This window comes from Amycolatopsis sp. FDAARGOS 1241, from assembly GCF_016889705.1.
Taxonomy (GTDB): Bacteria; Actinomycetota; Actinomycetes; order Mycobacteriales; family Pseudonocardiaceae; genus Amycolatopsis.
This window is the reverse complement of record NZ_CP069526.1, coordinates 1,223,338-1,246,687: the sequence shown is the minus strand read 5'-3', so window position 1 is coordinate 1,246,687 and position 23,350 is coordinate 1,223,338. Positions and strand designations below refer to the sequence as shown.

The 23,350-nt window shown below is 71.5% G+C and carries 29 protein-coding genes and 4 pseudogenes; 11 read left to right on the top strand and 22 right to left on the bottom strand.

Going from position 1 to position 23,350, the window contains the following annotated elements; all coding sequences use genetic code 11:
• Nucleotides 1–38: 38 nt before the first annotated feature.
• The 3 genes from I6J71_RS06100 to I6J71_RS06090 all read right to left on the bottom strand — a co-directional run bounded on the left by I6J71_RS06100 (nt 39) and on the right by I6J71_RS06090 (nt 3,531).
• The gene (locus tag I6J71_RS06100; protein ID WP_204093825.1) at nt 39–1,022 is read right to left on the bottom strand and encodes a YihY/virulence factor BrkB family protein; all 984 of its coding nucleotides are present in this window, start codon (nt 1,020–1,022) and stop codon (nt 39–41) included.
• 236 nt (nt 1,023–1,258) lie between these two features.
• The gene (locus I6J71_RS06095; protein WP_204093824.1) at nt 1,259–2,050 is read right to left on the bottom strand and encodes an SDR family oxidoreductase; all 792 of its coding nucleotides are present in this window, start codon (nt 2,048–2,050) and stop codon (nt 1,259–1,261) included.
• 503 nt (nt 2,051–2,553) lie between these two features.
• Nucleotides 2,554–3,531 carry a CHAD domain-containing protein gene (locus tag I6J71_RS06090; protein ID WP_204093823.1) on the bottom strand — a complete coding sequence of 326 codons (978 nt, stop codon included), beginning with the start codon at nt 3,529–3,531 and terminating at the stop codon, nt 2,554–2,556.
• 194 nt (nt 3,532–3,725) lie between these two features.
• Here I6J71_RS06090 and I6J71_RS06085 point away from each other — a divergent pair, with 194 nt between their 5' ends.
• Nucleotides 3,726–4,196, top strand: coding sequence for a DUF2087 domain-containing protein (locus tag I6J71_RS06085; RefSeq protein ID WP_204093822.1), 471 nt, complete (start codon nt 3,726–3,728; stop codon nt 4,194–4,196).
• A 40-nt stretch (nt 4,197–4,236) separates the two neighbouring features.
• On the opposite strand, the gene I6J71_RS06080 is transcribed toward I6J71_RS06085, so the two are convergent.
• Nucleotides 4,237–5,337 carry an FAD-dependent monooxygenase gene (locus I6J71_RS06080; RefSeq protein ID WP_204093821.1) on the bottom strand — a complete coding sequence of 367 codons (1,101 nt, stop codon included), beginning with the start codon at nt 5,335–5,337 and terminating at the stop codon, nt 4,237–4,239.
• Between the two features lie 117 nt (nt 5,338–5,454).
• Between I6J71_RS06080 and I6J71_RS06075 the strand changes: the two genes are divergently transcribed.
• Nucleotides 5,455–6,384, top strand: a complete 930-nt coding sequence (locus tag I6J71_RS06075; protein ID WP_204093820.1) for a TetR/AcrR family transcriptional regulator C-terminal domain-containing protein — start codon at nt 5,455–5,457, stop codon at nt 6,382–6,384.
• Between the two features lie 20 nt (nt 6,385–6,404).
• Here I6J71_RS06075 and I6J71_RS06070 read toward each other — a convergent pair whose 3' ends face one another.
• The 3 genes and pseudogenes from I6J71_RS06070 to I6J71_RS50345 form a co-directional block, all read right to left on the bottom strand.
• Entirely contained in the window at nt 6,405–6,554 is a 150-nt protein-coding gene (locus I6J71_RS06070) for a hypothetical protein (protein WP_204093819.1), read from the bottom strand.
• Between the two features lie 139 nt (nt 6,555–6,693).
• Nucleotides 6,694–6,852, bottom strand: a pseudogene (locus I6J71_RS50350) (alcohol dehydrogenase); the annotation flags it as partial.
• Between the two features lie 172 nt (nt 6,853–7,024).
• Nucleotides 7,025–7,294 (bottom strand): annotated as a pseudogene (locus tag I6J71_RS50345) (alcohol dehydrogenase catalytic domain-containing protein); the annotation flags it as partial.
• 489 nt (nt 7,295–7,783) lie between these two features.
• Here I6J71_RS50345 and I6J71_RS47705 point away from each other — a divergent pair.
• The 4 genes from I6J71_RS47705 (at nt 7,784) to bcp (ending at nt 9,859) form a co-directional block, all read left to right on the top strand.
• Nucleotides 7,784–8,128 carry a type II toxin-antitoxin system death-on-curing family toxin gene (locus I6J71_RS47705; protein WP_239154465.1) on the top strand — a complete coding sequence of 115 codons (345 nt, stop codon included), beginning with the start codon at nt 7,784–7,786 and terminating at the stop codon, nt 8,126–8,128.
• A 341-nt stretch (nt 8,129–8,469) separates the two neighbouring features.
• A complete protein-coding gene (locus I6J71_RS06055; RefSeq protein WP_204093816.1) occupies nt 8,470–8,652 on the top strand; it encodes a hypothetical protein in 183 nt (60 codons plus the stop codon).
• 179 nt (nt 8,653–8,831) lie between these two features.
• Entirely contained in the window at nt 8,832–9,368 is a 537-nt protein-coding gene (locus tag I6J71_RS06050) for a hypothetical protein (protein WP_204093815.1), read from the top strand.
• Nucleotides 9,369–9,382: 14 nt separating this feature from the next.
• A complete protein-coding gene (gene bcp, locus I6J71_RS06045) occupies nt 9,383–9,859 on the top strand; it encodes a thioredoxin-dependent thiol peroxidase (protein WP_204093814.1) in 477 nt (158 codons plus the stop codon).
• Between the two features lie 3 nt (nt 9,860–9,862).
• Here bcp and I6J71_RS06040 read toward each other — a convergent pair whose 3' ends face one another.
• A complete protein-coding gene (locus I6J71_RS06040; protein WP_239154464.1) occupies nt 9,863–10,735 on the bottom strand; it encodes a cell wall metabolism sensor histidine kinase WalK in 873 nt (290 codons plus the stop codon).
• A gap of 105 nt (nt 10,736–10,840) precedes the next feature.
• Between I6J71_RS06040 and I6J71_RS47700 the strand changes: the two genes are divergently transcribed.
• Nucleotides 10,841–11,044 (top strand): hypothetical protein, encoded by a 204-nt coding sequence (locus I6J71_RS47700; RefSeq protein ID WP_239154463.1) that lies wholly within the window; start codon nt 10,841–10,843, stop codon nt 11,042–11,044.
• A gap of 122 nt (nt 11,045–11,166) precedes the next feature.
• Here the strand turns inward: I6J71_RS47700 and rdgB are convergent, their stop codons facing one another.
• The 6 genes from rdgB to I6J71_RS06010 form a co-directional block, all read right to left on the bottom strand.
• Nucleotides 11,167–11,775, bottom strand: a complete 609-nt coding sequence (gene rdgB / locus I6J71_RS06035; protein WP_204093813.1) for an RdgB/HAM1 family non-canonical purine NTP pyrophosphatase — start codon at nt 11,773–11,775, stop codon at nt 11,167–11,169.
• Nucleotides 11,772–12,548 carry a ribonuclease PH gene (gene rph, locus I6J71_RS06030; RefSeq protein WP_204093812.1) on the bottom strand — a complete coding sequence of 259 codons (777 nt, stop codon included), beginning with the start codon at nt 12,546–12,548 and terminating at the stop codon, nt 11,772–11,774. Before rph ends, rdgB begins: the two co-directional genes overlap by 4 nt.
• Nucleotides 12,549–12,586: 38 nt before the next feature.
• Nucleotides 12,587–13,354 carry an MBL fold metallo-hydrolase gene (locus tag I6J71_RS06025; protein WP_204093811.1) on the bottom strand — a complete coding sequence of 256 codons (768 nt, stop codon included), beginning with the start codon at nt 13,352–13,354 and terminating at the stop codon, nt 12,587–12,589.
• A 24-nt stretch (nt 13,355–13,378) separates the two neighbouring features.
• Nucleotides 13,379–14,185 carry a glutamate racemase gene (gene murI, locus I6J71_RS06020; RefSeq protein ID WP_204093810.1) on the bottom strand — a complete coding sequence of 269 codons (807 nt, stop codon included), beginning with the start codon at nt 14,183–14,185 and terminating at the stop codon, nt 13,379–13,381.
• On the bottom strand, nt 14,182–14,829 hold the full coding sequence (locus I6J71_RS06015; protein WP_239155274.1) for a rhomboid family intramembrane serine protease: 648 nt from the start codon (nt 14,827–14,829) through the stop codon (nt 14,182–14,184). The genes murI and I6J71_RS06015 overlap by 4 nt, the downstream gene beginning before the upstream one ends.
• Before the next feature lie 85 nt (nt 14,830–14,914).
• Nucleotides 14,915–15,253, bottom strand: a complete 339-nt coding sequence (locus I6J71_RS06010; protein WP_204093808.1) for a HEAT repeat domain-containing protein — start codon at nt 15,251–15,253, stop codon at nt 14,915–14,917.
• A 117-nt stretch (nt 15,254–15,370) separates the two neighbouring features.
• Here I6J71_RS06010 and I6J71_RS06005 point away from each other — a divergent pair.
• Nucleotides 15,371–15,814: pseudogene (locus tag I6J71_RS06005) on the top strand (FAD-dependent oxidoreductase); the annotation flags it as partial.
• A 49-nt stretch (nt 15,815–15,863) separates the two neighbouring features.
• On the opposite strand, the pseudogene I6J71_RS06000 reads toward I6J71_RS06005, so the two are convergent.
• From I6J71_RS06000 to I6J71_RS05980, 5 genes and pseudogenes are all read right to left on the bottom strand, one after another.
• Nucleotides 15,864–16,520 (bottom strand): annotated as a pseudogene (locus tag I6J71_RS06000) (FAD-dependent oxidoreductase); the annotation flags it as partial.
• A 116-nt stretch (nt 16,521–16,636) separates the two neighbouring features.
• Nucleotides 16,637–17,347: an aspartate/glutamate racemase family protein gene (locus I6J71_RS05995; protein ID WP_204093806.1), complete on the bottom strand. Its 711-nt coding sequence runs from the start codon at nt 17,345–17,347 to the stop codon at nt 16,637–16,639.
• Nucleotides 17,344–18,294, bottom strand: a complete 951-nt coding sequence (locus I6J71_RS05990; protein ID WP_204093805.1) for a PLP-dependent cysteine synthase family protein — start codon at nt 18,292–18,294, stop codon at nt 17,344–17,346. Before I6J71_RS05990 ends, I6J71_RS05995 begins: the two co-directional genes overlap by 4 nt.
• 4 nt (nt 18,295–18,298) lie before the next feature.
• Nucleotides 18,299–18,577, bottom strand: coding sequence for a MoaD/ThiS family protein (locus I6J71_RS05985; RefSeq protein WP_204093804.1), 279 nt, complete (start codon nt 18,575–18,577; stop codon nt 18,299–18,301).
• A gap of 66 nt (nt 18,578–18,643) precedes the next feature.
• The gene (locus I6J71_RS05980) at nt 18,644–19,051 is read right to left on the bottom strand and encodes a Mov34/MPN/PAD-1 family protein (protein ID WP_204093803.1); all 408 of its coding nucleotides are present in this window, start codon (nt 19,049–19,051) and stop codon (nt 18,644–18,646) included.
• A 316-nt stretch (nt 19,052–19,367) separates the two neighbouring features.
• Here I6J71_RS05980 and I6J71_RS47695 point away from each other — a divergent pair, with 316 nt between their 5' ends.
• Nucleotides 19,368–19,514 (top strand): hypothetical protein, encoded by a 147-nt coding sequence (locus I6J71_RS47695; protein WP_239154462.1) that lies wholly within the window; start codon nt 19,368–19,370, stop codon nt 19,512–19,514.
• Here the strand turns inward: I6J71_RS47695 and I6J71_RS05970 are convergent.
• The 3 genes from I6J71_RS05970 to clpS are packed head-to-tail and all read right to left on the bottom strand — an operon-like array spanning nt 19,511 to nt 21,380.
• Nucleotides 19,511–20,503, bottom strand: a complete 993-nt coding sequence (locus I6J71_RS05970) for a P1 family peptidase (protein WP_204093802.1) — start codon at nt 20,501–20,503, stop codon at nt 19,511–19,513. The genes I6J71_RS47695 and I6J71_RS05970 overlap by 4 nt on opposite strands.
• A gap of 23 nt (nt 20,504–20,526) precedes the next feature.
• Nucleotides 20,527–21,084 carry a DUF2017 domain-containing protein gene (locus I6J71_RS05965; protein ID WP_204093801.1) on the bottom strand — a complete coding sequence of 186 codons (558 nt, stop codon included), beginning with the start codon at nt 21,082–21,084 and terminating at the stop codon, nt 20,527–20,529.
• Nucleotides 21,081–21,380 carry an ATP-dependent Clp protease adapter ClpS gene (clpS, locus tag I6J71_RS05960; protein ID WP_204093800.1) on the bottom strand — a complete coding sequence of 100 codons (300 nt, stop codon included), beginning with the start codon at nt 21,378–21,380 and terminating at the stop codon, nt 21,081–21,083. The genes I6J71_RS05965 and clpS overlap by 4 nt, the downstream gene beginning before the upstream one ends.
• A 74-nt stretch (nt 21,381–21,454) precedes the next feature.
• On the opposite strand from clpS, the gene I6J71_RS05955 reads away from it, so the two are divergent.
• Together I6J71_RS05955 and I6J71_RS05950 are read left to right on the top strand one after the other, a co-directional pair.
• Nucleotides 21,455–22,762, top strand: coding sequence for a nicotinate phosphoribosyltransferase (locus tag I6J71_RS05955; protein WP_204093799.1), 1,308 nt, complete (start codon nt 21,455–21,457; stop codon nt 22,760–22,762).
• A 10-nt stretch (nt 22,763–22,772) separates the two neighbouring features.
• Nucleotides 22,773–23,348, top strand: coding sequence for an isochorismatase family protein (locus I6J71_RS05950; protein ID WP_204093798.1), 576 nt, complete (start codon nt 22,773–22,775; stop codon nt 23,346–23,348).
• Nucleotides 23,349–23,350 lie beyond the last annotated feature (2 nt).

Genomic DNA, 23,350 nt, shown 5'->3' with positions numbered 1-23,350 from the left:
ACCACCAGATGAACTGCGGGAGCGATGACCGGCCCTGGTCACTCCCGGACGGCGTCACCGGCCACCTCCGCCGCTTCGTCCGCGTCCATGGCCCGGGTGTCCCGGGGCGGCAGGAACGGCTCGCCCTCACCGACGTGGTCGTCCTCCTCGAGCCGGCGACCGCGGGCCAGCTCGGCGTCCAGTTCGGCACCCAGCAGCACGGCGATATTCGAGATCCACAACCACACCAGGAAAACGATGACGCCGGCGAGTGAGCCGTAGGTCTTGTTGTACGAACCGAAGTTCGCAACGTACAGGGCGAACCCCGCCGAGGCCGCCACCCACAGCACGACCGCGAGCAACCCGCCCGGTGTGAGCCACTTGAAACCCGGCTGCCGCACGTTGGGGCCCGCCCAGTACAGGAGCGCGAAAACCAGGCTGATCAGCACCGCGATCACCGGCCACTTGGCGATCTCCCACACCAACAGCCCGGTCCGGCCCACGCCGAGCAGATCACCGATCCGCTGCGCGACCGAACCCGTGGCCACCACGCCGAGGGTGCAGACCACCAGCACCACCACGATCGTGACCGTCAGCGCCACCCGCAGCGGCAGCACCTTCCACAGTGGACGCCCTTCCGGCATGCCGTAGATCGCGTTGCCCGCCCGCATGAACGCACCGAGGTAGCCCGAAGCCGACCACAGCGCACCGAGCAACCCGATCACGGCCAGCGGACCGGCGAAGCCCTTCGACCCGGACAGCTCCCGGATCGCCCCCACCAGGATCTGCCGGCCCTGTCCGGGAACGATCTGGCTGACGTTGTCGATGACGGTCTGCGTCGCGCTCTGCCCCAGCAGGCCGAGCACGGCCATCAGCACCACGAGAGCGGGAAAGATCGACAACACACCGTAGTACGTCAACGCCGCGGCCCAGTCGGTGAGGTTGTCACGGCCGAACTGCTTCGCCGTCCTGGTGAGCACGGCCCGCCACGAGTTCGCCGACAACTTCGTCGGTCCTTCCGGCTCTCGCCGCCGTCCGCTCATCGCAGCCACCTCCGTCTCGTCCGCCGGGGGACATACCCCCGCGCTTCCAACGGAAACCACAGCTCGCCGGATGATTGCCGGGCACCGCGTGGGCACCATCCACGGCCGACGCAGGTGCCGTGTCCCGAGACGAACGACACAACCCCGTCATGGCCACCGGAGAACCGGTTTCGACGGCGGCCAGTACGACCACGACGCCATCGTCGAAGGGCGGGGCCTGCCCCGCCGGTCGCCGGTCAAAGGATGGGCACCCCGCCCGTCACGGCGACCCGTGCCCCGGACACGTAGCTGCCGTCATCGGAGGCGAGCAGCACGTGGACCGGAGCGAGCTCCGCGGGCTGTCCGGCGCGGCCCAGGGGCACCTGCGCACCGAAGGACTCCACCTGGCCATCGGGCATCGTCGACGGGATCAGTGGCGTCCAGATCGGGCCGGGCGCGACGCTGTTGGCGCGGATTCCCTTGGGCCCCAGCAGTTGCGCCAAAGCCGCCGTCATGTTCGCGACAACCGCTTTCGTCACGTCATAGGGCAGCAGCTGCGACGTCGGGTTGTCGGAGTTCACCGACGAGCTGCCGATGATCGCCGCACCCGGCTTCAGGTGCGGCACGGCGGCCTTCACGAGGTGGAAGAACGCGCTGAGGTTGGTCGCGAGGGTGAGGTCCCACTCCTCGTCGGAGATCTCCTCCAGCGTCTCATGGGTCATTTGGTACGCCGCGTTGTTCACGAGCACGTCGAGCCGGCCGAACTCCTCGACCGCGCGAGCGACCAGCGTCCGGCAGTGCGCCCGATCCGCGACGTCGCCGGGCACGAGCACCGCCTTGCGGCCGACCTCTACGACCCAACGCCGTGTCTCTTCCGCATCCTCGTGTTCGTCCAGGTAGGAGATCAGCACATCGGCGCCTTCGCGGGCATACGCGATCGCCACCGCACGGCCGATGCCACTGTCGGCCCCGGTGATCAGCGCGGCCTTGCCGGTCAGCTTCCCCGAGCCACGGTAGGTGTGTTCGCCGTGGTCGGGCCGCGGGGTCATCGCGTCGGTCGACCCGGGCGGGCTCTGCTGCTGGGCGGGGGTGATCCGGTCCGTCCTCAGGTACCCGCGCGCTGCGGGTTCAGACGCGCAGTGCCTCGCTCTCCTCGGGGGTGGCCCATCGCGCGAGGGCCCTTGTCCTCGCACAACGTCGTCTCGCCATCAGGCACGAAGGCCCCAACCCAGAACCCGGCGACAACCGGGCCGCGGGCGACATCTCCGACGGCGGCAGCAGCCAGACAAACTGACGCCGGACCGCCGCGCGGAACCTCCGCGCGGCGGCCTCCGGATTTCCCCGGCTCGGTTGTGTTTCGCGCGAGGACGGGCCTCGACGCGGTGTTCGGCTCACACTCGATGGAGCCGCGCGGACCCGGGTCCACCGGGAATCGTGACCGGCGCCGTGCGCTTTGAGCAAGTCTCGATCCCACCCCCTGCTCCGGCTTGTCTCGCGCCGTTTCGACGTGGTCGTGTTCGGGCGCGGACGTCTTCCCGAGATCGGCGAATGCTCAGGTCAGCACCAGGGGCGCGTCCAGCCAGCCCAAGTACGCCGGGCGCCAGGTCCGGTCCCAGCAGCGGGGCAGCCTGGTACGGACCGCCTCGGCGCGGGCTCGCTCCTGGCCGTACAACAACGCGAAGGTGAACCCGCTGTGCCCGGCCCGCTCCGCCTCGATGAGCAGCTCGGTGAGCGCCCGGCGGCTGACCACGCTGTCCTGGTGTTCGCCGAGCAACCGCCGCAGTTTTTCCAGCCTGCGGTCGAAGCGTTTGGCCGGCGGGCCCACGACCGGGCGGGCCACCAGCGCTGACTCGCGCAGGTGGCGGGCGACCTTGCGCACCGCGTGCAGCCCGGCGTCCGACGGGTCACCCCGCCGCACCGCCTCGAGCAGCAGCTGGGCCGTCGACCGCAGGTGCACCAGCAGCTCGGTGCATGCCGGGCGCTCGGCCGGCACGGTGAGTGCCGGCTCGTCGACGAACGCCTCGAGCCGGTCGCGCACGGCCGGCCAGCGGGGCGAGTCCAGCGCCTCGGACAGCGCGGCGCCGGCCGCCGCGTCGACCCGGGCGAAGTGCCCGGCGACCAAGGTCCGCACCGGGCCCCGGCGCAGCTCGTCGTCCAGCTCGTCCAGCCCGGCGCTGATCCGCTCCCGGGCGACCTGGGCATCCCGGGCCGCGGACACCTCACGGCCCAGCCAGCGCAGCTCGTCGATCAGCTCGGTGACCAGCTGCTCGTCGGCCACCAGCGGCCGGTAGGTGCGCAGCGCCGCCCGGGTGCGCCGGACCGCGGTCCGGAGGTCGAACGCGGCGTCCGGCAGGTCCTGCCGGATCGCCAGCTCGGACTGAACGAGCCGTTCCCGCTGGGCTCGCAGGAACGCCGTCAGCGCCTCCCCGGCGGTGGCGTCCGGCCGCAGCGGGGCCGGACGTGGCGCCTCGGGAAGCCTGACCCGGCACGCCGTTGTGCTGTCTGTTGGTGAGTCCGTCCGCCACATCATCGGAAACCATGATCCTCAACTCCGCTCCCGAGCAGGGTGCCCGAGGTCATGAGTGTTCGTTATGGGTGCCGTGCCGGCAGCTCGATCGACGGCCGGCAGGCCCGCAACGGGTGCTTGGCCGAACTCGACGCGAACCCCTGACGCCGCAGGCAAATCCGGTGCGTGCGCGGGGCAACCGGCGGTACCGTCCGGACATGCCGTCCCCCGAAGCTCTGGTCTCCGCGCTCGCCGACCCCGAGCGGCTCCGGTTCTTCGTGCAGGTCTGCAGCGCTCCGGACGGGCTGCCGGCGCCCGCGGACCGGCGGACGCGGAAACTCGCGCAGCGCCTGGCGGCCGCCGGGCTGATCACGCTCGACGCGGGTCGCTGCCGGGCGGTGCCGGAGGTGTTCGCGAAAGCGTTGACCAGACCACCGGCCGACCCGGTGGAAGCGTTGTTCACGAAGGGCCGCCTCGTCGCGCTGCCGCGGCCGGGGAAGGTGCGGCAGGCGTTGCTGGCGCGGCTGGCCGACGGGTTCGAGCCGGGGCGCGTCTACACCGAGCGCGAGGTGCGCGCCAAGCTCGGCGCCGTGCACGACGACCACGCGGCGCTGCGCCGCTACCTCGTGGACGAGGGGTTCCTGGAGCGCAGCAACGACGGCAGCGCCTACGGCCGGCCGTCCGCCTGAGCCCCGTGGCACAGCGCGCGTCAGTCAGAGCCGGTGAGGGTTACGGCAAGATGATCGCGTTCTTGGCGCGGTCCACGGATTCCTCCGCCGCCGGCCCCTCGGGGTTCTCTGTGGCCAGCGCCTGGTTCGCGAGCACGAACGGGCGCATCCGCTCCTCGTACGCCGCAAACGCCGGTGCGATGTCGTGGCGGGCGAGTTCCGTCGCGAGCACGTAGGCGCCGACGAGCGCCAGGCTCGTGCCCTGGCCCGAAAGCGGCGACGCGCAGTACCCCGCGTCGCCGATGAGGGCGACGCGGCCGGTGGTCCAGGAGTCCATCGTGATCTGCTGCATGGCGTCGAAGTAGAAGTTCAGAGCGCTGTCCATTTCGGACAGCAGGCGCGGCACCTCCCAGCCCGCGCCGGCCAGGCGTGCGGCCACGATCTGCTTCTGCGCCACCACATCGCGGTGGTCGTAGGCCAGCGGCGGCGACGCGAAGCCCAGGGTCACGCGCAGTTCCGCGTTGTCGTGCACCGGGTACACCGCGCCGCCGGTTTCACCGTCGCGGAACCACACCTGCCAGTTGTCGAGGCCGAGGACATTGGGGGCCGGGAAGATCGCCAGGTGCTGCCCGAGGTGCCGGGCGAAGCCTTCTTCCGGCCCGAACGCCAGCCGCCGCACGGTCGAGTGGAGGCCGTCGGCGCCGACGACCACGTCGAACGTGCGGAACCCGCCGTGCTCGAACTCGACGCGCACGCCGTGACCGAGCTGCTCCAGTGCCGTGATCGAGTCGCCGAAGACGTACTCGACGTCGTCGCACGTTGCCTTGTACAGCAACGAAACCAGGTCGTCGCGGACGAGCTCGACGTCCGGGCTGTCGAGACGGCCACTGCTGAACACCGTTTCCTCCGAACGGACCAGCTCAGTGCCCGTTCCGTCCACCACGGACATCCCGCGCATGCGCGTGCGCAGCGCACGCACCTCGGCGCCCAGCCCCAGCCGGTCGACGACGTCGAGCGCGACGCCGCGGATGTCGACCGCCTGTCCGCCCTCCCGCAGCCCGGGCGCGCGCTCGACGACGGTCACCGTGAACCCGGCGCGGCGCAGGAAGCAGGCCAGAGCGGGGCCGCCGATGCCGGCGCCGGAGATGAGGACGTTGCGCATGGGTTCCTCCAAGTGTGCGTCGTATCCTTACGCGACAAACACTGGCGACGATCAGGCAGCCGCGCCAAAACTGACCTAGTACAGTTGCTGAACTGTCCTAGTACAGACGGGAGCACGATGACCAAGCAGCGCTACCTCGAGATAGCCGCTGACCTGCGCCGCCGCATCGCCGACGGAGAGCTCGCGCCGGGCGCGAAGGTCCCCTCGACCCGCCGGATCGCCGCCGAGTGGGGCGTCGCGACGGCCACCGCGGCCAAAGCGCTCGCGGCGCTCGGCCAGGAAGGCCTGGTGCGGGCCGAACCGCGGTCCGGCACCGTCGTCGCGGGCAAGCAGCCGGCGGTGAGGGGGCGAACGCGACCACCTGGCCTGTCACAGGAGCGGATCGTCCGCACGGCGATCACGATCGCCGACGAAGAAGGTCTGTCGGCGTTGTCGATGCGCGGCGTCGCGGCGCGGCTGGGCGTCGCGGGGATGGCGCCGTACCGGTACGTCGCCGGCCGCGACGAGCTCGTGGTCCTCATGGCCGACGCGGCGTTCGCCGAACGCGGGTACCCGGCCCGGCCGCCGGCGGGCTGGCGTGAGCGGCTCGAACTCGCCGGGCGCACGCTGTGGTCGCTGTACCGCAGGCACCCGTGGCTCGCGCAGCTGTCCCCCATCACGCGCCCGCTGCCGCTGCCCAACCTCGCCACCCACGCGGAGCAGGCGCTGAGCGCGCTGGACGGCCACGGCCTGTCCGCCGCGGCGATGTGCGACCTCCACGTGCTGTTCTTCAGCTACGTCCAGGGCGTCGCCGTCCACCTCGAACGCGAGCGGCACGCCGCCGGCACGTCGGGGCTCACCGAGGACGAGTGGATGGCAGCCCAGGCGCCGGGTCACGCCGCGATGATGAGCTCGGGGCGCTTCCCCGTGTTCAGCCGCATGCTCACGACGCTGGAGTCCGAGGGTTACGACCTCGACCTCGACGAGCTGTTCGAGCTCGGCTTGCGCGCACTGCTCGACGGGATCGCCCTGAAACTGGAGAACGCGCCCACCCCACGAGCGGGATGAGCGCGTTCTCGAAAACCGGCTCAGTCGGCGATCTTCAGCACCACGCGGATGTTGCCCTTCGGCATGTGCGGGAAGGCCTCCTCGGCCTGCTCGAGCGGGAACGTCTCGATGATCGGGCGGACGCCCCGCAGCACGGCGAAGTTCATCGTGTCCTGACTGTCCTGCGCCACCCCGCAGTAGAAGCTGGAGAGGTTCAGCCGGTCGGTCGCCAGCAGGTGACCGGTGACCTGGATCGGCTGCTGGCCCCTCGAGCACGATCACCTGGCCGCTGGGACGCAGGCCGGTGATCAGGTCCGACTGCGGGTCGGCGTGGTCGACGGTCCCGAGGATCACGGACGCGCCGCCCATCTTCCTCACGGCCTCGCCGGCGCTGCCCTGGGCGCTGTCGATGTACTCGTCGACGCCGAGGCTGCGCGCGAGCTCCTCCTTCGCACGGCCGCGGTTGATCGCGACCGTGCGGAAACCCATCCGGTTCGCGAACTGGACCGCGAGGTGGGACGCCGCCCACACCCTGCACCGCGACGAGATCGCCGGGGCCGGCCTTGGCGTGGCGCAGCGCGTTGAAGGCGGTGATGCCGGCGCACATCAACGGCGACGCCTCTTCGAAGGACAGTTCGTCCGGCACCCGAGCCACCGCGTCCTCCGGCGCAACCATGTACTCGGCGTAGCCCCCGTCGTAAGAAGCACCCACGATCGTGCGTTCGACGCAGCCGGTGAAATCACCGCGCCGGCAGAACTCGCAGGTCAAGTCGACGCCACCGGACCAGCCGACGCCGACCTTGTCGCCTACCTGCCACATGGTCACGCCCTCGCCGACCGCGTCGACGCCGCCGGCGATCTCGTGCCCCGGCACACGCGGCAGCTGCACGCCGAACAGCGCCATGCGGGGGATCATGTCGCCACCGCACACACCACAAAGCTGAGCCACCGGCGGGTCCGCTCGCGCAAGCCGCACCCGGGGCCGGCGGAGCTGGGCAACTCGCGGATGGGAAGGGGTGGGCCGGTCCACCGGGGACGGGGCCGCTGCCGCAACCGTCGTCGTGGGCGGGGCCCGCGGGGCAGGGCTCGGTTGGCGGCGGGCGATCCCACCGGCGCAGTACCCGCCGGGCGGACCTGCGCAGGGCGGCAACGGGCCCGGGTCATGGTGACGGTTCCTGGGCGGGACGCGGAAAACCGGGGTTCGCCAGCGCGTCGCAGGCTCCAAGGTTCCGGGTTGGCCCGGAGGTTGCCCGTCGAGTTCAGCGACCGGGAGTTGCGGGAGCTCGAGCGGCAGGCGGAGGCCGGGGCGGAGCGTGCGGGAGACGTTGCCGGCCGCCCCGAGGGCGCGGGCCGAGCGGCGCGCCGCGGTGCTGGAGCGGGTGCTCGAGGTGAGCGCGGAACTCAACGAGAGGCTCGCGCGGTGACCGAGTACTTGAGCGTCCACGACTTTGTGGTCGTCGCGCGGCGGGTAGCGCGCGGGGAGTTCGCGGTGCGCGACACGGCGATCCTCGCGGCGGCCGTCGCGCGGCCGCGGACGTCCGTGCTCGGTGAGGACGCGAACCCGGGAGTGTGGGGGAAGGCGGCGGCGCTCATGGAATCGCTCGGCCGCGGGCACCCGCTCATCGACGGCAACAAACGCCTCGCCTGGACCGCCATCGGTTCTTCCTCGGCCTCAACGACCGGCCGTTACGGGAGCCGCTCGACGAGGACGCGGCCGAGCCCTTCGTCCACGCCGACGTGCAAGGGCAGTTCGATTCGCCGATGATCGCGGCGCGGCTGGCCGAGTTCGCCGGATCGCCTGCGCTGGGCACCCGCCCGGCGACGCCGGATAGCCGACCGTGAAGTCCGGCGAAGCCACCTGAGGGACACCCGCCGGGTTCTGGTTGCAGGGATTCGCCACCAGCCCAGGCCGGCACACCCACACCGGACGCGCGCGCGGCGCGGTGCCCGGCGGCGTCGCCGCTCGAGCCGGAGCCACCGAGCACACACGCAGCATCACCGCGAGAGCGACCAGGACCAGCGTGTTCCGCCTCGGAGACGCTCCTTCACCAGGCGGGCGGGCGCCCCGTACGCTGGCAGCGGCGAAGCCGATCCGGGAGGTGAGTCGTGCCGTCACGCAATCCGCTGCGCTTGCTGCGCAAGTGGACGGACTGGTTCGAGAACCGCGGCGTCTACATCCCCGGCGAGGAGAGCCGCGCGGTCGACCCCGTGCGTGACTTCGGGTGGCTGATGGTCGCCTGGGGCGCCGGTGTCGCGATCTTCATCCTGTTGTTCGCCTTGGCCGTTTGAGTGGCACTTCGGTGACGACTGTCACCCGGAGTGCCCTTTCGATCACGGATCGGCCACGGCTGTACACCAGGTCCGCGTCTTCATGCGCGCGCACGTGCAGGTGCAGGGACAGTGGAGCGAGTCGGCTTCGGTGACTACGCCGATCGGCCTCAACCCTCGCCCCGACTGGAGTACACCGAATGGCGCCCGCGCGCACCGCCCAGCTTCTGCTCACCGCCTGCCTGCTGACGGCGGTGGGGGCCTGCGGCGTCGACGCGCAGGAGGGCACCGCGGCCCTCGGCGGCGCCACCGGCCCGGCGAAGGGCGCGGCCGCACAGCAGGCGCGTGACCTGCAGTTCGGCGCGGAGCACCGGTTCGCCAACGGCATCATGATCTCCGTCTCGGCGCCCCAGTCGTTCCAGCCTGGCCCAGCCGCCTACCCGCGCAGCTCGCGCGCGGCGTCGTTCGGTGTCGAGATCACCAACGGCGGCGCGGACTTCTACCGGCTCTCGGGCCTGTCGGTCGTCGCGACGATCGACGGCAAGCCCACCAAGCAGATTGTCGACGCGACGCAGGGCCTCGGGGGCATCACCGACGCCGGCAAGGATTTGCAGCAGGGCCGCTCGGCGCAGCTGACGCTGGCGTTCGCCGTGCCGGAGCGCCCGACCAAGCTCACGCTGCAGGTGCGCCCCAGCGCCGCCGAGTCCGCCGTGGTCACGTACTGCGGGGCTGCCTGAATTACGCTGCGTCCATGACCGAGCAGCGACTCTCCACCGGCGACGCCGCCCCCGACTTCACCCTCCCCGACAGCACGGGCAAGGACGTCTCCCTCAGCGACTTCCGCGGCCAGGCCGTGGTCGTGTACTTCTACCCCGCCGCCATGACCCCGGGGTGCACGAAGCAGGCCTGCGACTTCCGAGACAATCTCGCTGAGTTCAACGACGCCGGCTACCAGGTCCTCGGCATCTCGCCGGACAAGCCGGAGAAGCTCGCGAAGTTCGTCGAGAAGGAGCAGCTGACGTTCCCGCTGCTGTCCGACCCGGACAAGAAGGTGCTCACCGCTTGGGGTGCCTTCGGGGAAAAGAAGAACTACGGCCGCGTCGTGCAGGGCGTCATCCGCTCGACGTTCATCGTCGACGCGGAGGGCAAGGTCGCGAAGGCCCTCTACAACGTCCGCGCGACCGGTCACGTCGCGAAGCTCATCCGCGACCTGGGGCTCGCCGCCTGACGCTCAGCCGACCGGGAAGCGCAGCGTGAACGTCGACCCCTCGCCCAGCGTGCTGCGCACGGCCACCGTGCCGCCGTGCGCCTGGGCGAGGTTCCGCACGATCGCCAGGCCCAGCCCGCTGCCGCCGGAACCGCGCGTGCGGGCCTTCTCAGCGCGCCAGAACCGGTCGAACACGTGCGGCAGGTCCTCGGCCGCGATGCCGGCACCGGTGTCGGCCGCCTCGAACACCCCGTCTGGCAGGCAATCGACAACCTCGTCTCGAACGCCGTGCGCCACACCCCGCGCGGCCGCGCTGTGGCTGTCCGCGGCTCCCGCGAGGGCGACGCGAACAGAGGCGGCGGGGGTGTCCCTCACCGTCGTGCCCATGGCCGATCCGGCGATCACCGCGGACCCGGTGCGGTTGCGCGGCGTGGGCCGCTGCTGACCGAGCCGCGAATTCGCGTCGATCGGCTCGGGGTGCACGCGCAGCGCACCGGCGTCGGCCAGGGCGAGGTCCCGCAGGTCGTCGACGATGTGCTGCAGATGCAGCGCTTCTTCCGGCAGCGACGCGACGAGTTCGTCGTCGAAGCGGCTCAGCCCGTCCTGCGTGGCTTCGAGCCACCCACGGATGTTGGCCAGCGGGGTGCGCAGCTCGTGGGCGATGTCGCTGGCCATCGCCTTGCGCGCGGTCTCCAGCCGCTCGCGCGCCTCGGACATGTCGTTGAACGCCCGCGCCAGCCGCGCGATCTCGTCCTTGCCCTTCACCTCGACGCGCGAGCCGGCCTCCCCCGCCTCCATGCGTTGCGCGGCGCCCGTGAGCGCGTGCAGCGGCCGGATGAGCCGGATCGACGCGAGCCCGGTGACCACGACCGTCAGCACGAGGATCGCGTCCGCCACCTCGGCGAGGCGCACCTGGTTGTCGGGCCGACAGCGTGAAGCCGCTCGTTGGCTGGTCGCCGCCCTTTACCGTGATGTAGAGCCACGCCGCGGGCGCGCACGTGCATGAAGGACCACGACGCCGTCGTCGACTCGCAACCCAACTCCATCGCCGGAGCCGAGCAGTGGGCGAAGGACCACCGGGCCGCCGGCGACGCCTGCCGGTCGAAGCTGCCCCTGCTGCCGTGGGGCGAAGACTCGGCGAACCCGGCGTACCAGGACAACGTGCACCGCTGGGTCTTATGCATGACCGCCGGGGCATGCACGTAGCCGAATCCCCGGACGACGACGAATCGCCGTGGCGCTTCACGAGCAGCGATCAGCCGCCGGACCACGAAACGACCGAGCGGACCTGCGAAGTCCAGGTCATGGGCCCGAGCGACAAGTAGCCGTCAGGAACCGGCGAGCTCGCGCAGCGCCGGCAGCAGCGCCCGCAGCGCACGGCCCCGGTGTGACGCAGCGTCCTTTTCGGACGGTGCCAGCTCCGCCGACGTCAGGGTTCCGCCGTCCGGGACGAAGATCGGGTCGTAGCCGAAACCGTTGGTGCCACGGCGTTCGCGCAGCAACGTGCCGCGCCATTCGCCGCGGACGACCGTTTCCTCGCCGGACGGGAGCACGAGCGCGGCGGCGCACACGAAGGCCGCGCCGCGGCGGTCGTCCGGGGTGTCGGAGAGCTGCGCGAGGACAAGGTCGAGGTTGGCGTCGTCATCACCGTGGCGGCCGGACCAGCGCGCGGACAGGATGCCCGGCATGCCGCCCAGCGCATCGACGGTCAAGCCGGAGTCGTCGGCGACGGCGGGCAGGCCGGTGGCCTCGACGGCGTCGCGGGCCTTGGCCACGGCGTTGCCCTCGAAGTCGGGAGCCGTCTCCGGTGCCTCGGGGAACTCGTCGACGTCGGCGAGGCCCAGCACCTCGATGCCCGAGACGCCTTCGGCCTCGAGGATCCGCCGCAGCTCACCGAGCTTCTTCTGGTTGCGCGTGGCCAGCAGCAGCTTCGTCACTTGGCCCCCTTCTTCTTGTCCGGACGCGGCTGCGGCAGCTCGCCCGGGTACGGCAGCGCCAGCGCCTCGTTCTGCAGCCGCGTGAGTTCCGCGCAGCCGGCGAGCGCCAGGTCGAGCATGGTGTCCAGAGTGGACCGGGCGAACGTGGCGCCCTCACCGGTGCCCTGCACCTCGATGAGCGTGCCGGCATCGGTGGCGACGACGTTCATGTCGACCTCCGCGCGCGAGTCCTCTTCGTACGGCAGGTCCAGGCGCACCCGGCCGTCGACCACGCCGACGCTGACGGCCGCGACGGACGAGGACAGCGGCTGCGGATCGTTGAGCCGGTTCGCCGCGCCGAGCCAGGTGATCGCGTCGTGCAGCGCGACGTACCCGCCGGTCACGGCCGCAGTGCGCGTGCCGCCGTCGGCCTGGATCACGTCGCAGTCGATCACGATCGTGTTCTCGCCGAGTGCCGCGAGGTCGATGCACGCGCGCAGCGACCGGCCGATGAGCCGGGAAATCTCGTGGGTGCGGCCGCCGATGCGGCCCTTCACCGACTCGCGGTCGCTGCGGGTGTTGGTCGCCGACGGGAGCATCGCGTACTCCGCCGTGACCCAGCCCAGCCCGGAGCCCGCCCGCCAGCGCGGGACCCCCTCGGTGACGCTGGCCGCGCACAGGACTCGCGTGTTGCCGAACTCGATGAGCACCGAACCGGCAGGCCACTTCTGGAAACCGCGGGTGATCTTGATGTCGCGGAGCTGGTCGTCGTTCCTGCCATCTTTCCTCGTCACGCCGTGCACTTTAAGGCAGGCCACCGACGCTCCGCCGCTCAGATGTCGTAGACGGCACCCTGGATCACGAGCTCGGTGCCGGGGAAGATCGCCTCGGCCTCCGCGAGCACCGCGGCCCGGTCGGTCCACGGCGCGATGTGCGTGAGCAGCAGCCGGCCGACAGCGGCGTCCTTCGCCAGCTCACCGGCCTGTTTGCCGGACAGGTGCACGCCCGCCGGGCGGTCGGCCGCGTCGGTCCAGGACGCTTCGGACAGCAATACGTCGACACCGTCGGCCAGCTCGCCGAGCGCCGCGCACGGCCCGGTGTCGCCGGTGTAGGCGAGGATGCTGCCGCCGTAGGAAATCCGCAGGCCGAACGCGGGCGTCGGGTGGTGCACGACCGCGGCGGTGACGTCGAACGGGCCGATCTGCGTGGTCTCCTCGCGCAGCACGTGGAAGTCGTAGACGTCAGACAGGTCCGCGGCGGCGCGCTCGTCAGCGTCGGCGGCGTACGCGTGGGCCAGGCGCGAAGGCGCGTCCGGCGGCGCGTACAGCGGCAGCCGCCGCGGCCGCGCCGGGTAGGGCGCAGCCGGGTGGTAGCGCCGCAGGACCGTGAGGGCGTTGACGTCGGCGCAGTGGTCGGAGTGCAGGTGCGACAGGACGAGGGCGTCGAGGTCGAACGGGTCGAGCACGGTCTGCAGCTGGGCGAAGGCGCCGTTGCCGAGCTCGAGCCCGAGGCGGAAGCCCTCCGCTTCCAGCAGGTACCCGGACGCGGCGGCGTTCGGCCCGGGGACGCTGCCCGAGCAGCCGAGGATCGTCAGTCGCACGCCGTCACCCTAACTCCGGCGCTCCTACGCGCTCGTGGGAGCGAGGACACCCGGCGCGAAGCCCATGAACCGCGCGGCGAGCCGCGTGAACGGCTCCGGCGAACCGGTGGCCACGAACTCGTGCTTCGGGGCCTCGTCGCGGTCGGCCAGCAGGTCGAGTTCGGTGAGCACGCGGAAGAGATCCTTGGCCGTCTCGTCGGCGCTGGAGACGAGCGTGACGTCCTGGCCCATCACGATCTGCAGCACACCGGAGAGCAGCGGGTAGTGCGTGCAGCCGAGCACCAGTGTGTCGACCTGGGCGTCGAGCAGCGGCTGCAGGTAGCCCTGCGCGAGGCCGAGCACCTGGCGCCCGGACGTGATGCCGCGCTCCACGAAGTCGACGAACCGGGGGCAGGCGACGCTGGTGAGCTGTACGTCGGGGGCCGCGGCGAAGGCGTCGTCGTACGCGCGGGAGCGGACCGTGCCCTCCGTGCCGATGACGCCGACGCGGCCGGTGTGCGTGACCGACGCGGCTCGGCGCGCGGCGGGCAGGACGACCTCGATGACGGGGACGTCGTAGCGTTCACGCGCGTCGCGCAGACAGGCGGCGGACGCGGTGTTGCAGGCGATGACCAGCGCTTTCACGCCGCGTTCGACAAGGTCGTCGAGGGCTTCGAGCGCGTACTCGCGGGCCGTCGCGATCGGGAGCGGGCCGTAGGGGTTGTGCGCGGTGTCGCCCACGTAGCGCAGCTGCTCGGCGGGCAGGAGTTCGAGGATCGACCGGGCGACGGTCAGCCCGCCGACGCCGGAATCGAAAACCCCGATGGGCGCGTCGGCGGTCGGGGAACTCACGCCTCGAGGCTACCCGCGGGCTCCTTCTTCGGGCGATCGCCCCGGGACGTGAGCCAGGCCGCGAGGACGCCGGCGAGCGCGCCGAAGAGGTGGCCCTGCCAGGAAATGCCGGGGTTGCCCGGCAGCAAGCCCCACAGCATCCCGCTCCACACGCCGAGCAGCACGATCGCGACCAGGATCTGCCCGAACGCGCGGTTGAAGATCCCGCGGACCAGCAGGAACGCGAGCCACCCGAACGCCAGCCCGGACGCGCCGACCGTATACGTGTTCGACGGCCCGACCAGCCACACCCCCACGCCGGAGACGAGCCAGATGAGCGCCGTGACGACTGCCCAGCGCCCGATGCCCGCCGCCATCGCCAGGAACGACAGCACGAGGACCGGCACGGTGTTCGAGAACAGGTGGCCCCAGCCGGCGTGCAGCAGCGGCGCCCACAGGATCCCGTCCAGCCCCGACAGCTGCCTCGACACGATGCCCCCGTGGTCGAGGTCCGCCGGCAGGATCACGTCCACCAGCTCCACCAGGTAGAGCACCAATGTGAACCCCACCGCGACGATCGCCGCCGCCTTCGGATGGGGCGGCAGGATGCGCTTGCGAACGTCGGTACCCGCCGGCTTGTCGGCCGGCTGGTCCCCGAACGGCAGTGGCTGCAGTGGCGGTGTGGTCACGTGCTCCAGGTTACGTCCGTCCGGTACGGGCGACCTCGGGTGAATTCCCTGATGTTCGAGTTCAGGGGCGGTGTCCGGAGCTGTTCGCGCGGGCACGCCACAACGCCGTGCGCGCTTCCCGGGTACCGAGACCGCTGAGGCCCCGCGCCGCCCACCTTCGCAGGGCTTCGTCGGGACTGTCGAGCTGGGCGAGGAGGTCGGGCAGCGCCTTCGGCGACTCGGCCGCGCCGATGAGTTCCAGGAGCCGGCAGCGCAGGCCCGGGTCTTGTTCGGTCGCGAACTCACCGAGGAGGGCGTCGATGTGGTCGCCTGCGCGGGCGAGCAGGAGCCGGAAGCCGGCTTCCTGGGTCTGTGGGTTGTTCCGCCGCATCATCCGCATCGTGGCGTCGAAGCTGGACATGCGGGAAGGCTAATGCGGTCTCGAAGGCGAGCGTCGTGGTTTTCCGCCATGGCTCGGCGTTTCGCGGCCGATCGCACTTCGTCGGGCGTTCGGCCGGCGTGTGGTGGGCGGGGGAACGTTTCGCTCACCAGGCCGCTGGAGTGGCTCGAGGCCATCGACTTCACCGACGCCTCGGCGGCTGCCGCCCGCGTCGCGCAGGAGTTCACCGGCTGGGCGCCGGAACTCACGGCCCTGATCACCGACAGCGACACCGACCCGGTCCTGCGCCCGCACTACGCCCTGCCTGCCGACCACCACTGGGCCCGCATTCCGGGCGTGACCCTCGTGGCCGATGCCGCCCACGTCATGCCTCCCAACGGCGAAGGCGCCAACCTCGCCATGCTCGACGGCACCGAACTCGCCCAAGCCCTCGCCGCCCACCCCGGCGACGTCGAAGGCGCCCTCACCGCGTTCAAGCAGGCCATGTTCGGCCGCAGCGCAGCGCCGAGGTCGCCGCCCAGGGCGCTGCGGTCGACACCTTGCTCGACGGCAAGTCCGACGAGGAAACCGCAGAGGTTCTGATCTCGGTGTTCTCCTCGCTCCCCGGCACGGAACCCACCCGCTGGCAGGTGTGCACGGTGTCGCCGCTCTCGCGGTGGGCCATGATCCCCTTGCCCGACGCGGGCACGCCCATCGAGCCGCCGCCGACGGCCTTCGCGGTGGCCGGGTGGCAGGTGTCGGTGTCGAACAGGTAGGTCTCGACGACGGCCCGGTGTACTCGGGCACGGCCGGCGACTCGAGCTCGCGGACGCGGGACCACACGCCGTCCGCGCCGACCAGCAGGCGCGTGATCACGGCACCGCCGTCGGCGAAGCGGACTTCGTGGTGGCCCGCGCCCAGAGCGCGGACGCCGGTGTCTTGTGTCCCCACCGGACGGTGCCCTCCGGCAGCGAGTCGAGCAGCAGCCGGCGCAGCTCGCCACGTTGCACTTCGGGCCGCCCACCCGTGCCGTCGTCGGCCTTGTCGAAGAGGACGCGCCCGTCGCGGTCGAGGACCCGCAGCTGCTGGCGGCCCTCGAGGATGAGGCCGCGGAACCCGGCCATCAGCCCGGCCGCCTCGACGGCGAGCTGCCCGTTGTAGTCGTGGATGTCGAGCATCCCGCCCTGCGCGCGGGCGGACGGGGAGGCTCGGCCTCGTAGACCGTGGCCGGGATTCCGTGGACGTGTAGGACGCGGGCGAGCGTCAGCCCACCGAGGCCGGCACCGATGATCGTGACTGGCGGATTCATGACGGCTCCTCCGTTTCCGGGGCAGCCCGGCCGGGCCGCCCTCGGCACGAAGGCTCACAAGACCCGCTGAGACGCACACCGCGCTGGAACCCCGCTGGCACTGCCGGGCCGCGCTGTCAGACCGGAGCCGGCGGCAGCTCCCGCAACCCCAGAGCCCAATCCACCGCGGCTTCCGCGTGAAGCCGCGTGGTCGGGAAAGCCGGCACCGGGCTGTCGGACTGATCGACGAGCAGCTCGATCTCCGTGCAGCCATAGATCACGCCTTCGGCGCCGGCCTCGACCAGCCGCGAGATCACACCCCGGTAGGCCTCGCGCGAGGCCGGCAGCACCACGCCCTGCACGAGCTCGTCGTAAATCACGCGGTGCACCCGCTGCTGGTCCACATCGGACGGCGCGAGCACCGAAAGCCCATGCGCCGCAAGGCGTTCGCGGTAGAACGGCTGGCTCATCGTGAACGCCGTCCCCAGCAATCCCACCCGGGAAACCCCGGCCGCGCGCACCGCTGCGGCCGTCGTGCCCCCCAGGTGCAGGAACGGCACGCCGACCTCAAGCGACGACGCGACCTTGTGCATCGTGTTGGTGCACAACACGATCACGTCCGCGCCCGCCGCCGCCAAAGCCGAGGCGGCGGCGGCCAGCGCCTGTCCCGCCGCCACCCAGTCGCCCGAAGACTGCAACGCCTCGATTTCGGCGAAGTCGACCGAGTACAGCACCACCCGCGCGGAGTGGTAACCGCCCAGCGCCTCCCGCACGCGCGAGTTGACCAATCGGTAGTACTCGGCCGACGACTCCCAGCTCATGCCGCCCAGGAGGCCGATCGTCTTCACGCCCAGAGCTGTCCGTCGAGACGTTCGGCAGCCTCGTCGAGCGAGCCCGCGTAGGCGCCCGTCGACAGGTACTTCCAGCCGGCGTCCGCGACGACGAACGCGACGTCCGCGGGCTCACCCCGAGCCGCCGCCTTCTCCGCGACCGCCAGGGCCGCGTGCAGGACGGCGCCGGTGGAGATGCCGGCGAAGATGCCCTCGTGCTCCAACAGCTCCCGCGTGCGGCGGAGAGCGTCGTACGCTCCGACGGAGTACCGGCCGTTCAGCACCGTCGGGTCGTACAGCTCCGGCACGAACCCCTCGTCCAGGTTCCGCAGGCCGTAGACCAGTTCGCCGTAGCGGGGCTCGGCGGCGATGATTTGCACGTCGGGCTTGACCTCGTGCAGGTAGCGGCCGACGCCGACGAGCGTGCCGGTCGTGCCGAGGCCGCCCACGAAGTGGGTCACCGTCGGCAGGTCCTTCAGCAACTCGGGGCCCGTGCCGCGGTAGTGCGCGTCGGCGTTGGCCGGGTTGCCGTACTGGTAGAGCATCACCCAGTCCGGGTTCTGCTCGGCCAGCTCCTTGGCCCGCCGCACGGCTTCGTTCGAGCCGCCCGCCGCCGGCGAGAACACGATCCGTGCGCCGTAGGCCTGCAGCAGCTGCTTGCGCTCGGTGGAGGTGTTCTCCGGCATCACGCACACCAGCCCGTAGCCCTTGAGCTTCGCGGCCATGGCGAGCGAGATGCCGGTGTTGCCCGAGGTCGGCTCGAGGATCGTCGAACCGCGGCGCAGCCTGCCTTCCCGCTCCGCGGCCTCGATCATGGCCAGCGCGGGCCGGTCCTTGATCGAGCCCGTGGGGTTGCGGTCCTCGAGCTTCGCCCACAGCCGAACGTCGTGGGTGGGCGAGAGCCGGGGCAGCCCCACGAGTGGCGTGCCGCCGAGCGCTTCGAGCAGGGACTCGTAGCGGGCCATGGGATCAGCGAGCGCCGCCGGCCACGGCGGGCAGGATCGTCAGGGTGTCGCCGTCCTTCACCTCGGCGTCGAGGCCGCCCGCGAAGCGCACGTCCTCGTCGTTGACGTAGACGTTGATGAAGCGGTGCAGCTTCTCCTCCTTGACCAGGCGCGCCTTGATCCCGGCGTGGCGCGACTCGACGTCGTCGATCACCTCGAGGACGGTCTTGCCCGCCGCCTCGACGGACTTCTCGCCGCCGGTGTGGGTGCGCAGGATGGTCGGGATGGACACGGTCACGGCCATGGTGTTCTTACCTCCAGGAGTTCCTCAGGCGCTGACGCATCGGACAGTGCGCTTTATTCCGCGGGCTCAGTCGACGATCTCGACCGGCTCCTCGGTGATCTCGGCGTCCACGATCCGGTACGAGCGGAACTCGTGCGAATCGGGATCCTTCGTGGAGACGAGCACGTAGTGCGCGTCGGGTTCGGCGGCGATGTTCGCGTCGGTGCGCGACGGGTAGGCCTCTGTCGCGGTGTGCGAGTGGTAGATCACCACGGGCACCTCGTCGTTGGCGTCCATCTCGCGGTAGAGCTTGAGCAGGTCGCCCGAGTCGAACTCGTAGAACGTCGGCGAGCGCGCGGCGTTCAGCATCGGGATGAACCGCTCGGGCACGTCAGAGCCCACGGGACCGGCGATCACCCCGCAGGCCTCGTCGGGGTGGTCACGGCGGGCGTGGGCGACGATCTCGTCGACGAGTTCACGGCGGATCCGGAGCACACGCACATCTTAGGTGGTGGAAAGACCCTGTCCATACTGTGAGACCTTCCGCTCATCCACCCGCTGCGGGACAATCGGGACGTGCCACCGCCGTCGAAGATCCGCGACCGCTGCCGCCCGTTCCTGGCCGACGGCGACCAGCTCCAGTACGTCCTCGCGGGCAGTTCGCTGTACCTCAACGGCACGGCTGCGCTCCACAGCTTCCTCGTGGCCGTGACCGACCGGCACATCACCGTGCTCGCCTGCGGCCGGTTCCGCCGGCTGCGGCCGAAGTCCGTGTGGGAGCAACTGCCGCGGAGCACGGAGCTGGGGGCCGGTGGAGAGCCACCCGTCGCTGGGGCCGACGATCTCGTTCGCCGACGTGGTGCTGGAGATCGCCGACGAGGACGTGGTCACGGTCCGGGCCGCGGACCTCGAACGCCACGGCGCGTGGACCCCGCAGGACCCGCTGCCGGACCTCTAGAACGCCTCGGGCCAGACGTCCCGGTACGCCACCACACCGCCGGCCGCGGTCGCCGACAGCAGGCCGTGGACCATCGCCCGGGCGAACACCCGCGCCGCCGCCGAGCACAACGCGTCCAGCGCCGCCGCGCGCTGGCCGTCGGCGAAGGTGCCCGCCGTGGCGGGCAGCTCGTGGGCGCCGGTGGCGAGCGCGAACACCGTGTCGCCGTCGAACATCGTGTGCGCCGGCCGCACGGCTCGCGCGAGGCCGTCCTGTCCGGCCACCGCGAGGCGGCGCGCTTCAGCCTTCGACAGCGCGGCGTCGCAGGCCACCACGCCGATCGTCGTGTTCAGGTCGGTGCGTGCGGACGGTGCCTCACCCGGCCGGCCGGGCCAGCGGACGCCGAACTCGCCGTCGACCTCGTGGTCGGCGGCGAACGGGCGGCCGGTCGCGAAGTCCACGGCTTCCCCACTTGCGTTCACGGCCGCGAGCGCGCCGACGGTCACGTCGCCGACGACCTCACTCGCCGAGCCGATGCCACCCTTGAGCGAGCCGACCACGGCCCCGGAGCCGGCGCCGACGGTGCCCGACGCGAACGTCGCCGAGGCGGCTTCGCAAGCGGCGTAACCGAAATCGGCGTCCGGGCGGTTGCCCCACGTACTGCGCGGCAGGTCGAACAGCACCGCGCCGGGTACGATCGGCACCACCTGGTGCGGCTGCGACCCGACGGGGAACCCGAGGTTCCGCTCCGCAAGCCACCGCACCACGCCGTCGGCCGCGGCCAGCCCGTAGGCGCTGCCGCCTGAGAGGCAGACGGCGTTCACGCGCTGCACCAGGTTCTCCGGCTCCAGCAGGTTCGTCTCGCGCGTGCCGGGCGCGCCGCCGCGCTGGTCGACTGCACCGGTCGCGCCGTCCGGCACGAGCACCACGGTGGTGCCCGTCGCCCAGCCGTCGCCGAGCCGCTGGTGGTGCCCCACGAGCACGCCGGGCACGTCGGTGATGCCGCTCATCGGTCCCCCCTCGTTCGAGCCGCTTACGCCGTGAGCGCCTGGATCAGCGTCTCCTGCACCCAGGTCAGCCAGTGGTAGACGCCGAGGTGCGGCGCCCGCGGATCGTCGTCGGGCAGCTCGTCGGGCATGTCCTCGGTGACATCGAGAGCCGTGCCGAGCGCGAGCCGCACGTCGTTGAGTGCGCCCAGCCACGCGTCGGCCTGCTCGAAGTCCAGCCGGACGTCGCCGCCGTCGCGCGGCAGCGTGTCCAGCACGACCTTCGCGACACCGACCTTCGTCTCCAGCAGCTCCGGCTCGTGCAGCGAGCGCATCGCCGCCGCGGAGTCGATGTCCTCGCGGCTCGGGTTGTCCGGGTCGAGCTTGTGGAAGTCGGGCAGCAGCCGCGAGAGCACCGGATCGTCCGGCGACTCCGACGGGCCCGTGCGGATGCCCGTGAGCTCGGCCAGCTCGTCCTGCGGCGCCTCCTCGGCGCGCGCCTGGAACATGTCTTCGAGCTGGCTGACCAGGCCGCGCAGCACCGCGGCCTCCTGCTGCTCGAACCCCGCGAGGATCACGTCGCCCGTGCGGCGCCACGCCTTCACGAGGGCTGTTCCATGGTCGCCCACAGACCGGCGGCGTGCAGCTTCGCCACGTCCGTCTCCACCTTCTCCTTGCTCCCGGACGACACGATCGCCTTGCCCTTGTGGTGCACGTCGAGCATCAGCTTCGTGGCGTGGTCGCGGCTGTACCCGAACAATTTCTGGAACACGTACGTCACGTACGACATCAAGTTGACCGGATCGTTCCACACGACGGTCCGCCAGGGCTTGTCCACGTCGGCGACCTCTGCCCCGAGTGGATCAACCTGCGTCTGTTCGGATGCGACAGGCGTGGACATGCACCCCATGGTGTCACGGGGGTCACGGGGTACGCCGCGCCAGGTCCCGCCATGTGGGTGAATAGGCTTGCCCCATGGGTGCACCCGAGCCGGTCACCAGCGCCAGCACGGCGCTGCTCACCGACCACTACGAGCTGACCATGCTGGGCAGCGCGCTGGCCGACGGGACCGCCGAGCGGCCGTGCGTGTTCGAAGTCTTCGCGCGGCGCCTGCCCGACGGCCGCCGCTACGGCGTCGTCGCCGGGACCGCGCGCGTGCTCGACGCGATCGCCGATTTCCGGTTCACCGACGCCGAGCTGGCGCTGCTCGAACAGACGGCGGTCGTCGACGAGCCCACGCTGTCGTGGCTCGCGAACTACGAGTTCTCCGGCGACATCGACGGCTACCCCGAGGGCGAGCTGTACTTCCCCGGCTCGCCGCTGCTCACCGTGAGCGGCACGTTCGCCGAGGCCGTGCTGCTCGAGACGCTGGTGCTGTCGATCCTCAACCACGACAGCGCCATCGCGTCGGCGGCCGCGCGCATGGCCGGCGCGGCGCACGGGCGCCCGATCATCGAGATGGGCGGCCGGCGCACGCACGAATACGCTGCCGTCGCCGCCGCGCGCGCCGCCTACATCGCGGGCTTCGCCACCACGTCGAACCTCGAGGCCGGGCGCCGCTACGGCATCCCGACGCGCGGCACGGTCGCCCACGCCTTCATGCTTCTGCACGACAGCGAGGAGGCGGCGTTCCGCGCCCAGGTCGACAAGATGGGCCCGGACACCACACTGCTCGTGGACACCTACGACATCACGGCCGGCATCGAGGCCGCCGTGCGCGTGGCCGGGCCCGACCTCGGCGCGATCCGCATCGACTCGGGCGACGTCGGCCCGCTCGCCCGCAAGGCCCGCGACCAGCTCGACGCGCTGGGCGCGAAGGACACCCGCATCGTCGTGTCGGGTGACCTCGACGAACACGCCATCGCCGCGTTGCGCGCGGAGCCCGTGGACGCCTACGGCGTGGGTACTTCCGTGGTCACCGGTTCGGGCGCGCCGACTGCCGGCATGGTCTACAAACTGGTCGAGGTCGACGGCAAACCCGTCGCGAAACGCAGTGCCCACAAGGAATCCCGCGGCGGCCGCAAGCACGCGCTGCGCCGCCACCGCCACACCGGGACGGCCGTGGAAGAGGTCGTGTGGACGGCGGCCGCGGGCCGCCCGGCGCGCGAGGAGCACGACCTCGAACTGCAGATCCCCCTGGTGCGCGGCGGCCGCGCGGTGGATGATCTGCCCACGCTGGACGACGCGCGGGCCCGGTTGCGGCGCGCCCAGGTCAGCCTGCCGTGGGAGGGCCTCAAGCTCTCGCACGGCGAACCCGCGATACCGACGACGTTTCTCGAGTAGGGAGCCGAGCATGGGAACCGCGCTCATCGTGGTGGATGTGCAGAACGACTTCTGCGAAGGGGGCTCGCTGGGCCTGCCCGGCGGGGCGGCGGCCGCGGAGGCGATCTCGCGGCACACGGCCGAAGGGGGCTATGACCACGTGGTCGCCACTCGCGACCACCACGTCGATCCGGGCGACCACTTCAGCGACACGCCGGACTTCAACACCAGCTGGCCGCCGCACTGCGTCGCCGGCACGCCGGGCGCGTCGTTCCACCCGTCTCTCGACATCGTGCCGATCGAGGCGGTCTTCTCGAAGGGCGAGTACACCGCGGCGTACTCGGGCTTCGAGGGCATGTCGGGCGACGGGCAGACGCTCGAAGACTGGCTGCGCGCCCGCGGCGTCACCGACGTCGAGGTGGTCGGCATCGCCACGGACTTCTGCGTGCGCGCCACGGCGCTCGACGCCGCCAAGGCGGGCTTCTCCGTGAAGGTCCTGCTGGACCTGACCGTCGGCGGCTCGCAGCCGACGGTCGAGGCCGCGCTCGAAGACTTCACGAAGGCGGGCGTCACCTACACCGGCACCGCGGTGCTCCCTGCGTCCTGAGT